We start from the raw sequence: 13,333 nt of genomic DNA, 5'->3' as shown, positions 1-13,333 counted from the left end.
GGGTTCGGCAGCCCGCGCGACCGGTGGCGGTGGCGCAGCCGGCGGCGGGGCTTCCTCCGCGGCCTCCCCGGGGAGGCCGAGGCATTGCCCGAGGGCCGATAGGGCGTCGGCCGGCATGTCCGGCCCGGCCCCGTCCTGGAGGCCGGCGACGTAGCTCTCGATCCGGTCGAGGGCCAAGTGGACGGCGTTGGCCGCCTCGCGGTCGACCGGTTGCGCGTTGGTGCGGACCCGCTCGAACAGGGTCTCCAGGCGGTGGGCGACCGCCTCCACGGCCGGGAGATCGACGGCGCGGGCGGCACCCTTGAGGCTGTGGGCGCGGCGGAACACGTCGTTCCAGTCCGGGGTCGCGCTCCCGAGCGCCGCCCGGATCGCCGTGACGTGCTCGCGGTGCTCGACCTCGAAGGCCGCGAGCAGGAGCTGGCGGATATCGGCGGGCAAGGCGGTACCGCCCTCAGTGCCGGTAGCGTTCGGCCAGGGCCATGAGGGCCTGGGCGAGTTCGGTGAGGTTGGCCGAGGCCGCCTCGACCTCGCGGGTGCCGGCCGCCGTCTGCTGGCTGGCCTGGCGGATGTTCTGCAGCGCGCCCATCACCTGCTCGATCCCGAGCTGCTGCTGGTTGGTCGAGGCCACGATCTGCTGGAACGTCTGCACGTTCTCCTCCACCCGCGCCGTGATCTCCTCGATCGTCCGCTGGGTGGTGTCCGAGCGCGTCTTGCCGGCCGCTGCGCGCTTGACCGCCTCCTCGGTGAGCATCACCGACGTGTTGATGCCCCGCTGGATCTCGCCCAGGATCCCCCGGACCTGACCGGTGGCCGCCTTGGCCTGGTCGGCCAGCAGCTTCATCTCGGAGGCCACAACGGCGAAGCTGCGCCCGCTTTCGCCGGCCGCCGCCGCCTCGATCGCGGCGTTCAGCGCCAGCAGGTGCGTGCGCTCCGAGATGTCGTTGACCGTCTCGATGATGTCGCCGATCGTCTGTGTCTTCTCCGACAGGCTGACGATGTTGCCGGCCACCGCCTCGGCCTGCTCGCGGATCGCGTCCATCGCCTTGGCGGTGTCGGAGACCGCGCGCAGGCCCTGCCGGGAGGTCTGGGCCGTGGCTTGGGCGGTGGCGATCACCTCGGTGGCACGCTTGCCGATCTGGGCGCCGGAATGGGTGATCTCGTCCACCGTGGCCGCAGTCTCCTGCACGGCCGCGAACTGCTCCTCGACCGACGCCGCCTGCTGCTGCGCCGAGGCGCGGATCTCGGCCGCGGCGGCGTTGAGGTCGGCGGTGGCCGCCCGGCTCGTGCGGGCGAGGTCCGACAGGTTGTCCACCATCGCGTTCAGGGTCCGCCCCAGGCGCGCGATCTCGTCGCCGCCGCGCATGTCGAGCCGGCCCGAGAGATCCCCGTCGCCGACCCGCTCCACGAAGCCCATCACGGTCTCCAGCGGGCGCACCACGGCCTGCCGGATCATCCAGGTGACGATGATCGCCAGCAGCACGGCTGCAGTCAGCGTCAGGTAGATCGACAGGCGCGAGCGCTCGTAGACCTCGTGGGCGGCGCGCTGCCCCAGGGCCATACCGCCGTCGAGCAGGGTGCGCAGGTTCGTGATGCCCCCCAGGAACGGCGCCTGCAGTCGGCTGATCTCGTCGTTGCGCGCCTCGACCCCGGCGACGTCCTGTCGGGCGATGGCGGCGAACTGCGCCTCGCCGACGCTCCGCACCTCCCGGAACGAGCGCTGCACGTCTGCCGCGGCCGTGGCGATGCGGTCCCAGACGGCGTTGCGCTCGGTGGAGATCGACTGGGTCCGGTACTCGCCGGCGAGTTGCATCGTGGCGGCGAGGCCGCTCTCGATCTGGGCGGCGGTCCGGCGCCAGGTCGTCAGGGTATCGTCGGCGCGCGCCGGCCGCCCTTGCGCCTGCGACAGCATCGCAATCACGGCGCTGCGCCGCAGGAGCCCGAGATCCCGGGCCTGGTTGCCGAGGTCGTCGAGCTGGCGCAGCACCGACATATCGCGCCGGACGATGGCGTCGGTGGTGTCGCGCACCGCCCCGATCTGCTCCAGCGCGTAGAAGCCGAGCGCCACGATCACCACGGTGACGGCCACGAAACCGAGGAGGATGCGTCTTCCGATCGAGAACGTCACGGTCGGGGCTGGCTCCGGTGGAGGGGCGCGCGGACGGGATTTTAGGGCAGTACGCGACGCAAGAGGCGGGGAAGGTCGACGACGACGAAATCCGGTCGGCCGTCGCCGGCCGAGGCGGGGGCATAACCCGAAGCGGCGGCATTGCCCAATCCGGCCGGATCGGCGTCCTCCGCGGTCGAGTCGACAGAGGCGGTGGCGATGCCCAGCACCCGGTCGACCGCCAGAGCGACGGGTTGAGCCTGGCCGCCGCGCAGCACGACGAGATGCCCGCCCCCGCGCTCGCCTTCGGGGGGCGATTCAGGGCGGCCCAGCGCCCGGGCAAGGCCCAGGACGCCGACGATCCGGCCCGACAGCGCGATCAGGCCGAGCAGCGCCGGCACCGCTCCCGGCATCGGCGTGCACGGGCGCATCGGCAGAACGTGCGCTACCGCGCCGAGCGGCAGCCCGTAGCGCTCGGCCCCGCAGGCGCAAACGAGGTGGTCGATGCCGGTCTCCAGCCCGGCAGAGAAGACTCTGCGCTGGGCCAGCGCTGCGGTGCGCTCGGCCACCAGGTCCCGGTCGGACTTGAACGCCCGGTCGGACTCGAGAGCCTGGTCGGACTTGGGGCGCCCGCCGCGATCCGGCGCGCTGGGCTGCGCTTCCATCAGGGGCTCCCGATGCCGCTGTCAGGGCCACGCTCCGGCCCGAGCCCGGCGCGGGCGGCGGTGGCACCGGCGGCGATCTCGCAGGCCGCGGCGCCGTCGCCCTCGAGCAGGAGCGTGTTCGGTCCGAGGGCTTGGCTCAACGCGATGGCGTTGTCGAGGGCGCGGGCCGCCTCGACGGGACGGTCGAGCCCGATCAGCAGCAGCCCGAGATGGTAGTGGGCCATCACGAAGCCCCGGTCGAGGTAGAGCGCTGCCCGCAGCGCGCGCTCGGCTTCGTCGTCCCGGCCGAGGGTGCGGGCGAGCAGGCCCTCGTAGAAGCGCAGGGCCGGATCGGTCGGGTCGTGCGCAAGGGCGCCGCGCAGGACCCGCCAGGCGGCGCCGGTTTCGCCGGCATCGGCGAGCGCACGGATGCGGGCGAGGTCACCGGCCGGCGCGTCCGGGTCGGCGGCCACGATCTCGACAGAGGACCGCTCGGCCACCTCCATTGCGGGCGGGCGCGGCTGCGCCAGGGTCGCCACGACGGTCTCGAGCGCCGCCCGCGGTTCCTCGACAGGCCGGGGGCGGGGCTCTGGCTCGGCCGGCGGCGGGACCGGCCGGGGCGCGGGCGGCACCGCGTCGGCAAGGCGGCGGTAGGCCACGGTCCCGGGCAGGCTTACGGGATCGAGGAACCCCGAGAAGGTCGGGTTCGGCTCGGCATGGCCCAGCAGCAGCCAGCCGTCCGGCCGAAGTCTGCGCCCGAGGCCGCGCACCACCGCGGCCACCGTCTCGGCCTCGAAATAGATCAGCACGTTGCGGCACAGGATCAGGTCGTACCCTTCGCCCGGCGGGGTCTTGGGCTCGATGAGGCTTAACAAGTTGCCCCGCTCGAACCGCACCAGCGCGCGGAATTCCGGCCGCAGGGCGTAACCGCCCTCGCGGCGGATCCCGGGGGCGGGGGGCAGGCGCGTGAAGTAGCGCAGCCGGTCCTCCGGCGGCATGGTGCGAAGCGCCCAGCGCCCGTACTCGGCGGCCCGGGCGGTGGCCAGCGCCTCGACGCTGATATCGGTGCCAAGGATCGCGATCCGCCAGTCGGGCAGGGCGTCGCCCAGGGCCTCGCGGACCAGGATCGCCAGGGAATAGGGCTCGGCGCCGGTCGAGCAGCCGGCGCTCCAGATCCGGAGGGTGCGGTCGAGGCTGTGAGCCGCGATCAGCGCGGGCAGGATCGTCTGGCGCAGGGCCTGGAACTGCTCCGCGTACCGGAAGAAGAAGGTCTCGCCGACGGTGATCTCGGCCTCCAGGCAGGCCCATTCCGCCTCGCCCCGGGACCGGTCGGCCAGCAAGACGCTGTAGGCGGCGCAGTCGGCGACGGCGGTGGCCCGGAAGCGCCGGCGCAGGCGCTCGATCAGGAGTTCGTCCTTGTCGATATAATAATGGTGACCCGTGCGGGCGATGATGCGTGCCTTCAGGGCAGCATAGGCGGGGTCGTCGCCCGGATGGGGGCGGGGCGGAACTTGGCGCGCCATCGTGGGATCACGCGGACGGCGGCAAAGCGGCGAGACGCTCGGCGGCGGCCCGGGTCAGCGCCGCGATCCGGGCCCGTTCCTGCGCGGTCAGCAACCCCTCGGGCGCCAGGGCGTGCACCAGGCTGTCGCCGATCACGAGTTCGGCGGCCACGCAGCCGTTGAGCGTCCCGGCCTCCTCGGCCGGCCGGATCGCGGAATCCGGGACGACCACGAGGTCGGCGGCGCGATCGACGAGGTACGCGACAGCGTCGTCGCGGGTCAGTACGAGATGCGCGTAGAGGCTCGGAGCCGTCGCGGCCTGGCGCAGGCCGAGCAGCGGGGCCAGATCGATCACCGGAATCGGCGCGCCGCCGAGGTTGAGGAAGCCGGCGAGCCAGCCGCCCGTGGCGGGGGGATTGTGCAGGGCCGGCAGGGGCAGGATCTCGGACACCGCCGCGCGCGGCAGGGCGCAGGGCGTGCCGGCGACATCCAGGAGCAGATAGGCCGAACCGCTGCTGGCCAAAGCCGCCCCCTCCCGAACGCATCCCGGGCGCGGTCGCGCCGGGACAGGTCGCGAAATAGGCCCTCGGACCCCGCCAAGCAATCATTCGTCTCCGAAACGCGGGATCGGGGAACCAAGTCTCCTCTGGGCCGCTTATTTTCCGACGCAGCGGCACCACCCAGACGACGGACGGCGCCTCGCCTGCGACAGTCTACGCCCAGGGATTGATCATGAGGAAACTTCTGTTGGCCGCCGCGTCGCTGACGCTGCTCGCGGGCTCCGCCTACGCCCAGGGCAACTCGCCCTACAACTCCTCCGGCGCCCAGGCGGGCGGTCCCCGCGGCGGCATGGAGCGCGCTGGCGAAGCCGCCGCCATGGAGCGCGGTGCAGCCCCGGTCGAGCGTCCGATGATGCGCAAGCGCATGAAGCACAAGCGCATGATGAAGCACCACCGCCGGATGCGTCACCACCAGATGTGATCTGCCGGGACGCCGCACGGCGGCGTCACCCGGACGATCAGGCCTGTCGCACCCGCGACAGGCCTTTTTTGCGGGCTTTTGGCCGCAGGCCCGCGGGATCGGTACGGCGAATACGAGCGGAGCCGCGCACAGCGCGAACCTCCCACGGGGCAGGCGTAGCCTCCGGCAGGTCTGTGAATCCATCGGTTCACAGCACCGAAGCGGTTGCCCGGCCACGCCCGCCGGTTCACTCTCCTGCGAAAGCCGCTGCACGCACACAATGTTCGCAAACGAACATCCGCGTCTTCGAGCGGATCGGGGAACGCCAGGAGTCTCGATGTCACGACCGCTCGACCGGAGATCCGAGGACAGGGTCGAGGTGTCCGGCGTCGAGGGGCGGCGCAGCGCCATCGTGGCATCCGTGCGTCAGCGGGGCTTCGTCACCATCGAGGCCCTCGCCGCGCAATTCGGCGTCACCGTCCAGACGATCCGGCGCGACCTCAACGAGCTGAGCGCGGAGGGGCGGCTGGAGCGCTACCGGGGCGGGGGCGGGCTGCCGTCGAGCGTCGAGAACATCGACTACGCCGACCGCCGGGTGACCCTGCTCCCCGAGAAGACCCGGATCGGCCGGTTGGCCGCCAGCCGGATCCCGTCCCACTGCTCGGTCTTCGTCAACATCGGCACGACCCCCGAGGCCGTGGCCCGGGAATTGACCCGGCACGACGACCTCAGCGTCATCACCAACAACCTCAACGTCGCGCTGTCGCTGGCCGAGGCCACGGAATTCCACATCGTCGTGGCCGGCGGCACCGTGCGCAACCGCGACGGCGCGGTGCTGGGCCAGCTCACCTGCGACACGCTCAGCCAGTTCCGAGTCGACGTGGCGGTGATCGGCATCAGCGGCATCGATGCCGACGGCGCGCTGCTCGACTACGACTACGAGGAGGTGCGGGCGACGCAGACCATCCTGGCCCATGCCCGCAAGACCTTCCTGGTGGCGGACCATACCAAGTTCACCCGGAGGCCGATGGTGCAGGTCGGTCGCCTGGATCAGGTCGACACGTTCTTCACCGACCGGATGCCGCCCCCGGAAATCATCGCGATGATTGAGCGGCAGGGCGTGACCCTGGCGGTGGCGGACAGCGCGGACGAACCGTAACGAACTTCGTTTTTTTCGCTTGCGAAAATGTTCGGGCGGCTCAATATGTCCTCAACCTGCCATCGAGGGCAGGAGAGGAGGAACAATGCCGGCTGCACAGCGCCAGCGCGAGCCGTCCGACGCCTACGATCTCCTGGTCATCGGCGGCGGCATCAACGGCACCGGGATCGCACGCGACGCGGCGGGCCGCGGCCTGTCGGTCCTGCTGGCCGAGCGCGGGGATCTGGCCGGCTTCACCTCCTCGTCCTCGACGAAGCTGATCCACGGCGGCCTGCGCTACCTCGAATATTACGAGTTTCGTCTGGTGCGGGAGGCCTTGGCCGAGCGCGAGCGGCTGCTGCGGCAGGCGCCCCACGTGATCTGGCCGCTGCGCTTCGTGCTGCCCCACGACGAGGGCCTGCGCCCGGCCTGGATGCTGCGCCTCGGCCTGTTCCTGTACGACCATCTCGCGCGGCTGCGGACCCTGCCGGGCTCCAAGTCCGTGGACCTGCGCAGCTCGCCCTACGGCGCGCCGCTGCAGAAGCGCCTGACCCGCGGCTTCGTCTATTCCGACTGCTGGGTGGAGGACAGCCGCTTGGTCGTGCTCAACGCCATGGATGCCCGCGAGCGCGGCGCCACGGTGCTGACCCGCACCGGCGTCGTCTCGGCCCGGCGCGATGGCGACGGCTGGGTCGCGACGTTGCAGGACGAGCGCGGCGGCGGCGAGCGGACCGTGCGGGCCAAGGCCGTGGTCAACGCCGCAGGCCCTTGGGTCAGCGCGACCCTGGGCGGCACGCTCGGCATCAACAGCCGCGCGGCGGTCCGTCTGATCAAGGGCAGCCACATCGTGGTGAAGCGCCTGTTCCCGGGCGACCAGGCCTACATCCTGCAGCAGCCCGACAAGCGCATCATCTTCGCGATCCCCTACGAGCGCGACTTCACGCTGATCGGCACCACCGACGTGCCGTATGACGGCGAGCCCGGGCCGGTCTCGATCTCCCGGGACGAGACCGATTACCTCTGCGGCTGCGTCAACCGCTCGTTCGACACGCGCATCACCCCGGCCGACGTGGTCTGGAGCTATTCGGGCGTGCGCCCGCTCTACGACGACGCCGCCGAGAACGCCTCCGCGGTGACCCGCGACTACGTCCTCGACGTGGAGGACCAGGGCGGCAAGGCGGCCGTGCTGTCGGTGTTCGGCGGCAAGATCACCACCTACCGGCGCTTGGCCGAGCACGCGATCGAGAAGCTCAAGCCGTTCTTCCCCGGCCTCAAGCCGGCCTGGACCGGCGATGCGGTGCTGCCCGGCGGCGCCATGCCAGACGCGGATTTCGACACGTTCCTCGCCAAGCTCCAGGCGGAAAAACCGTTCCTGCCCGCCGAGACCGCGCGGCGCCTCGCTCGCGCCTACGGAACCAAGGCGCGCGAGATCGTGGGGACCGCGCAATCCATGGCCGATCTCGGCGAAGTCTTCGATGGCGGCCTCACGGCGGCCGAGGTCGATTACCTGCGGGTCGCGGAATGGGCGGTCACCGCCGAGGACATCCTCTGGCGCCGCTCGAAGCTCGGCCTGCGCACCGGCCCGGAAAGCGCCGCACGCCTCGCCGCCTACCTCGACCGCAGGGCCGAGGCCGCATGATCTTGCCGAACCCGATCCGGCGCGAGACCGGTCGGGCATAACACAGGGAGGGAACGATGAGCCGTTACGTCGGGGCCATCGACCAGGGCACCACGAGCAGCCGCTTCATGGTGTTCGATCGCGAGGGCAGCGTGATCGCGCTGGCCCAGGCCGAGCACGCGCAGATCTATCCGGCTCCTGGCCATGTCGAGCACGACGCCGCCGAGATCTGGACCAAGACGCAGGGTGTGATGCGCGAGGCCCTGGACAAGGCCGGCCTCCAGCCCACCGACCTCGCGGCCGTCGGCATCACCAACCAGCGCGAGACCACGCTGATCTGGGACCGGCGCACCGGCAAGCCGCTGCACAACGCCCTGGTCTGGCAGGACACCCGCAACGACCGGCTGGTCTCCGAATTCGCCCGCGACGGCGGCCGCGACCGGTTCCGCGACCTCACCGGCCTGCCCCTGGCGAGCTATTTCTCGGGCCTCAAGCTGCGCTGGCTGCTCGATCATGTCGCGGGCGCCCGCGAGCGGGCCGAGGCCGGCGACGTGCTGTTCGGCAACATCGACACCTGGCTGGTCTGGAACCTCACCGGCGGCACCGAGGGCGGGCTGCACGTCACCGACGTGACCAACGCCAGCCGCACGCAGCTGATGTCGCTGAAGAGCCTGGAATGGGACGACGGCATGCTGAGCGTCTTCGGCATCCCGAAGGCGATGCTGCCGAGGATCGTCTCGTCGAGCGAGGTCTACGGCGAGACCAAGGCGCCGTTCGCGGGCGTGCCGATCGCCGGCATCCTGGGCGACCAGCAGGCGGCCCTGTTCGGGCAGACCTGCTTCGCACCCGGCGAGGCCAAGAACACCTACGGCACCGGCTGCTTCGCGCTGATGAACACCGGCACCGAGCCGGTCCCATCCAAGGCCGGCCTGGTCACGACCCTGGCCTACCGCCTCGACGGCCAGAAGCCCGCCTACGCGCTCGAAGGCTCCATCGCGATCACCGGCGCCCTGGTGCAGTGGCTGCGCGACAACCTCCACATGATCAAGGACTCGGCCGAGGTCGAGACGCTCGCAACCACCGTCGAGGACAACGGCGGCGTCTACTTCGTGCCGGCCTTCTCGGGCCTCTACGCGCCGCACTGGAACGAGGGCGCGCGCGGGCTGATCATCGGCCTCACCCGCTACGTCAACCGCGGCCACATCGCCCGCTCGGTGCTGGAAGCGACGGCCTTCCAGACCCACGAGGTGCTGGACGCCATGGCGCGGGATTCCGGCATTCCGGTCAAGGAATTGCGGGCCGATGGCGGGATGGTCGCCAACAACACGCTGATGCAGTTCCAGGCCGACATGCTCGACGTGCCGGTGGTGCGCCCGAAGGTCTCCGAGACCACGGCGCTCGGCGCCGCCTACGCGGCCGGCCTCGCGGTCGGCTACTGGAAGGGCCTCGACGACCTCAAGCGCAACTGGGGCGTCGACAAGCGCTGGACCCCGAAGATGGATGCCGGCCAGCGCGAGAAGATCGCCGCCGCCTGGGGCCGGGCGGTGCAGCGCTCCTTCGACTGGAAGCTCGACGAGGATTGAGCGGGCCGGTCCCGCGGCTCGATAGGGCGCGGGACCTTCGGCAGGGGTTCTGGGGCGGAGCCCCCCAGGATGGCCGGGCGTCGCCCCGCACACACGAAAGGGCCCGGGCCCTTTGAGACCCGCAAGTTCCGACCTCCAGCCGACGCCCGAGGTCGGCGACGGAAGAACCTCAAAAAAAGACTTTCGTAACAAGACGATCTTTGGGGGAGACCAGACCATGACGTCGCCATTCCTGGGTGAATTCCTCGGCACGATGACCCTGATCGTGCTCGGAGACGGCGTCGTCGCCGGCGCCCTGCTCAAGGGATCCAAGGCCGAGAACGCGGGCTGGATCGCGATCACCGCCGGCTGGGCCTTCGCGGTGCTCGCCGGGATCTTCGTCGCCACCGCCACCGGCAGCCCGGACGCGCACCTCAACCCGGCCGTGACCGTGGCGGGCGCCGTCAGCTCCGGGGATGTCTCGAAGCTCGCCGTCTACATCCCGGCCCAGATGCTCGGCGCCTTCGCGGGGGCGGCGATCGTCTGGCTGCACTACCTGCCGCACTGGGCGGCAACCCCCGAGCAGGACCTGAAGCTCGCCTGCTTCTGCACTGGGCCGGCGATCCGGGACGCCAAGGCCAACTGGACGTCGGAGATCATCGCGACCTTCTTCCTGATCCTGACCATCTCGGCGCTGGTGACCAACACGCTGGGCGTCTCCGGGGCGATCCCGCGCGGGGTCGCGCCCTACATGGTCGGCATGCTGGTCTGGGGCGTCGGCCTCTCGCTCGGCGGCACCACCGGCTACGCCATCAACCCCGCTCGCGACCTCGGGCCGCGCATCGCCCACGCAATCCTGCCGATCGCCGGAAAGGGCGCGTCCGACTGGGGCTACGCGCTGGTTCCGGTGGGCGGCCCGGTGATCGGGGCGGCACTGGCCGGCCTGCTCGTGCGGGTGCTCGGGATCTGACGGAAACGCGGCATCCTCAACCACCGCATGGCGTCCCGGCGTCGCGGTGGTTTGCGGCGCGGGGCCGGGCGCCTTAAGTCAGTCTCTACTGACCGACCGCGCCCCCGGGCGCTTCCCCGCGGTGTGGCATGGCCATCGTCCTCGACATCCTGAAGAACGATCCGCGCGCCGCGCGCCTGCGCCATCCCGAGAAGGCGCACCGGCCGGACCAGCCCGTCCAGGCGAAGAAGCCGGACTGGATCCGGGTCAAGGCGCCGGGCTCCAAGGCCTGGACCGAGACCCAGAAGATCGTGCGCGAGCACGGCCTCGTCACGGTCTGCGAGGAGGCCGGCTGCCCGAATATCGGCGAGTGCTGGGAGAAGCGGCACGCCACGTTCATGATCATGGGCGACACCTGCACGCGGGCCTGCGCCTTCTGCAACGTCCGCACCGGCCTGCCAGACGCGCTGGATCAGCACGAGCCCGAGAAAATCGCCGACTCGGTGGCCAAGCTCGGCCTGCACCACGTCGTGATCACCTCGGTGGACCGGGACGACCTGAAGGACGGCGGCGCGCAGCATTTCGCCCGGACCATCGCGGCGATCCGTCGTGCGAGCCCCGGTACCACGGTGGAGATCCTCACCCCGGACTTCCTGCGCAAGGACGGGGCCCTGGAGGTCGTGGTCGCGGCCAAGCCCGACGTGTTCAACCACAACTTGGAGACAGTCCCGGCAAAGTACCTGACGGTGCGGCCGGGCGCCCGCTACTTCCACTCGGTGCGCCTGCTGCAGCGGGTGAAGGAGCTCGACCCGACGATCTTCACCAAGTCCGGCATCATGGTCGGCCTGGGCGAGGAGCGCAACGAAGTGCTCCAGCTGATGGACGACCTGCGCTCGGCCGAGGTCGACTTCCTGACCGTCGGCCAGTACCTGCAGCCGTCCAAGAAGCATCACGAGGTCGTGCGCTTCGTACCGCCCGACGAGTTCAAGACCTACGAGACCACCGCCTACGCCAAGGGCTTCCTGCTGGTCTCGGCCACGCCGCTGACCCGCTCGTCGCACCATGCGGGCGAGGATTTCGCCAAGCTTCAGGCGGCCCGGCTCGCCAAGCATGCCTCCTCGCACGCCCCCGCCCTCTCGGCCTGAGCACGTCGGAACAGAAATGCCGTCCTTCCGGGTTACCCGCACGGTGCGGCATTCGCCGCAGCAGATGTACGATCTCGTGGCGGACGTGGAGCGCTATCCCGAGTTCCTGCCGCTGTGCGAATCCCTGCGGGTGATCCGCCGTCAGCAGGTCCAGCACCAGGACATGCCGGAGGGCGGTGAGGTGCTGATCGCCGAGATGGGCGTGGGCTACAAGGCGATCCGCGAGCGCTTCACCACCCGGGTCAGCCTCGATCCGGCCAACCACAAGATCGTGGCCGAGTACATCGACGGCCCGTTCCGGCACCTTGAGAACCGCTGGTTGTTCAAGGAAGCGCCGAATGGTGGCTGCGCCGTGGATTTCTTCATCACCTACGAGTTCAAGAGCCGGACGCTGGGCCTCCTGATGGGCACGATGTTCGACCGCGCCTTCCGCAAGTTCACCGACGCCTTCGAGGGCCGGGCAAACCGGATGTACGGCACCGCCTGAACGCGTCAGGGCCGGGCCGGCGCGGACACGTGCTCCGGCCGCACGCCCATCCCGATCATCCGGGCGGGCAGGACCTGAAGGATCGGCAGCCTGTCGAGGATCCGCAGGGCGAGCGGAGCCCGGAACGGCGCATCGGCCTTGAGCGTGGTGGCGATCACCCGGGCCTGGATGAACCGCTGTAGCGCCTGCGTCGCCCGGACCGGGAACAACCGCCGGGCCTGGACCCGCGCGAGGTCTGCCTCGGCGACAGGCCCGGACCGCAGTGGCCCGGCCAGGATGTTGGCCGCCGCCACCGCGTCCTGGATCGCGAGATTGATGCCGACCCCACCCACCGGTGACATCGCGTGCGCGGCATCGCCGATGCAGAGCAGGCCGGGGAGGTGCCAGCGCTCCAGCCGGTCGACGGTCACGGTCAGGAGCTTGACCGCGTCCCAGTCGGGAATGGACTCGGTGCGGTCGGCCAGGAACGGTGCCATCTCGGCCACCGCCGCCCGGAAGGCCGGCAGCCCCCTGGCGCGAAGCGTCGTGTCCCCGCCCTTCGGGACCAGGTAGGCGCATTGCCAGATGTCGCCCCGGTCGAGGGTGATCAGGAGACGCCCCGGCGCGAACCGCCCGGCCGCCGCCTCGGGGTCGCCGTCCCGGCGGGGCAGGCGGAACCACAGCACGTCGATCGGCGCCCCGAAGGCCCGGGGCACCAAGCCGGCGCGTTCGCGCATCCGCGAATGCCGGCCATCCGCGCAGAGCACGAGGTCGGCCCGGATCTCCACCGGCCCGTCCGGCCCCTCGGCCCGCACGCCCGCGACCCGGCCCTCCGCTTCGACGAGGTCGCGGGCCTCGGTCCGGCGGATCAGCCGGAACCCCGGATAGCGGGCCGCCTCGCCGGCGAGAAAGTCCAAGAAATCCCATTGCGGCATGAAAGACAGGAATCGGTTGCGGGTCGGCAGCCGGCTGAAATCGGCGACCCGGTAGCTCCGGCCGTTCACGACTCCCGAGAAGGACTCGACCCGCCGCTGGGGCAGGGCGCGAAAGCGCTCGCCGAGGCCGAGCTCGTCCATCAGGTCGAGGGTGGAGGGGTGGATCGTGTCGCCGCGGAAGTCGCGCAGGAAAGCCGCGTGCTTCTCCAGCACCGTCACGGCGATCCCGGCCCGGGCGAAGAGCAGGCCGGCCATCATCCCGGCCGGGCCGCCGCCGACGATGCAGAGCTGGGTCTTCAGGCTGGCCATC

General features: G+C 70.9%; 13 protein-coding genes. 7 read left to right on the top strand and 6 right to left on the bottom strand.

The window, feature by feature from the left end; all coding sequences use genetic code 11:
- From FV242_RS15910 to FV242_RS15890, 5 genes are all read right to left on the bottom strand, one after another.
- On the bottom strand, window positions 1–438 hold a 438-nt coding region (locus FV242_RS15910; RefSeq protein WP_187278438.1), incomplete at its 3' end, for an Hpt domain-containing protein.
- A gap of 13 nt (window positions 439–451) precedes the next feature.
- Window positions 452–2,125: a methyl-accepting chemotaxis protein gene (locus FV242_RS15905; RefSeq protein WP_147939576.1), complete on the bottom strand. Its 1,674-nt coding sequence runs from the start codon at window positions 2,123–2,125 to the stop codon at window positions 452–454.
- Window positions 2,126–2,166: 41 nt separating this feature from the next.
- On the bottom strand, window positions 2,167–2,769 hold the full coding sequence (locus FV242_RS15900; protein ID WP_147939575.1) for a chemotaxis protein CheW: 603 nt from the start codon (window positions 2,767–2,769) through the stop codon (window positions 2,167–2,169).
- On the bottom strand, window positions 2,769–4,271 hold the full coding sequence (locus FV242_RS15895; protein ID WP_147939574.1) for a protein-glutamate O-methyltransferase CheR: 1,503 nt from the start codon (window positions 4,269–4,271) through the stop codon (window positions 2,769–2,771). Before FV242_RS15895 ends, FV242_RS15900 begins: the two co-directional genes overlap by 1 nt.
- 7 nt (window positions 4,272–4,278) lie before the next feature.
- Window positions 4,279–4,773, bottom strand: coding sequence for a chemotaxis protein CheW (locus tag FV242_RS15890; RefSeq protein WP_147909187.1), 495 nt, complete (start codon window positions 4,771–4,773; stop codon window positions 4,279–4,281).
- 209 nt (window positions 4,774–4,982) lie between these two features.
- Between FV242_RS15890 and FV242_RS15885 the strand changes: the two genes are divergently transcribed.
- The 7 genes from FV242_RS15885 (at window position 4,983) to FV242_RS15855 (ending at window position 12,109) form a co-directional block, all read left to right on the top strand.
- Window positions 4,983–5,231: a hypothetical protein gene (locus FV242_RS15885; RefSeq protein ID WP_147857686.1), complete on the top strand. Its 249-nt coding sequence runs from the start codon at window positions 4,983–4,985 to the stop codon at window positions 5,229–5,231.
- Window positions 5,232–5,547: 316 nt separating this feature from the next.
- On the top strand, window positions 5,548–6,369 hold the full coding sequence (locus FV242_RS15880) for a DeoR/GlpR family DNA-binding transcription regulator (protein WP_147939573.1): 822 nt from the start codon (window positions 5,548–5,550) through the stop codon (window positions 6,367–6,369).
- An 85-nt stretch (window positions 6,370–6,454) separates the two neighbouring features.
- Window positions 6,455–7,987, top strand: coding sequence for a glycerol-3-phosphate dehydrogenase (gene glpD / locus FV242_RS15875; RefSeq protein WP_147939572.1), 1,533 nt, complete (start codon window positions 6,455–6,457; stop codon window positions 7,985–7,987).
- Between the two features lie 56 nt (window positions 7,988–8,043).
- Window positions 8,044–9,549: a glycerol kinase GlpK gene (glpK, locus tag FV242_RS15870; protein WP_147939571.1), complete on the top strand. Its 1,506-nt coding sequence runs from the start codon at window positions 8,044–8,046 to the stop codon at window positions 9,547–9,549.
- Between the two features lie 217 nt (window positions 9,550–9,766).
- A complete protein-coding gene (locus FV242_RS15865) occupies window positions 9,767–10,498 on the top strand; it encodes an MIP/aquaporin family protein (protein ID WP_147939570.1) in 732 nt (243 codons plus the stop codon).
- Window positions 10,499–10,626: 128 nt separating this feature from the next.
- Complete coding sequence (lipA, locus tag FV242_RS15860; protein ID WP_147909192.1) at window positions 10,627–11,622, top strand: lipoyl synthase; 996 nt, start codon at window positions 10,627–10,629, stop codon at window positions 11,620–11,622.
- 16 nt (window positions 11,623–11,638) lie between these two features.
- Complete coding sequence (locus FV242_RS15855; protein WP_147939569.1) at window positions 11,639–12,109, top strand: type II toxin-antitoxin system RatA family toxin; 471 nt, start codon at window positions 11,639–11,641, stop codon at window positions 12,107–12,109.
- Window positions 12,110–12,114: 5 nt separating this feature from the next.
- Here FV242_RS15855 and FV242_RS15850 read toward each other — a convergent pair whose 3' ends face one another.
- Window positions 12,115–13,332, bottom strand: coding sequence for an FAD-dependent oxidoreductase (locus FV242_RS15850; RefSeq protein WP_147939568.1), 1,218 nt, complete (start codon window positions 13,330–13,332; stop codon window positions 12,115–12,117).
- Window position 13,333 lies beyond the last annotated feature (1 nt).

The organism is Methylobacterium sp. WL64, assembly GCF_008039945.1.
GTDB lineage: Bacteria > Pseudomonadota > Alphaproteobacteria > Rhizobiales > Beijerinckiaceae > Methylobacterium.
Note: the sequence above shows the minus strand (reverse complement) of the source record. Positions and strands in the feature narration are given on the sequence as shown.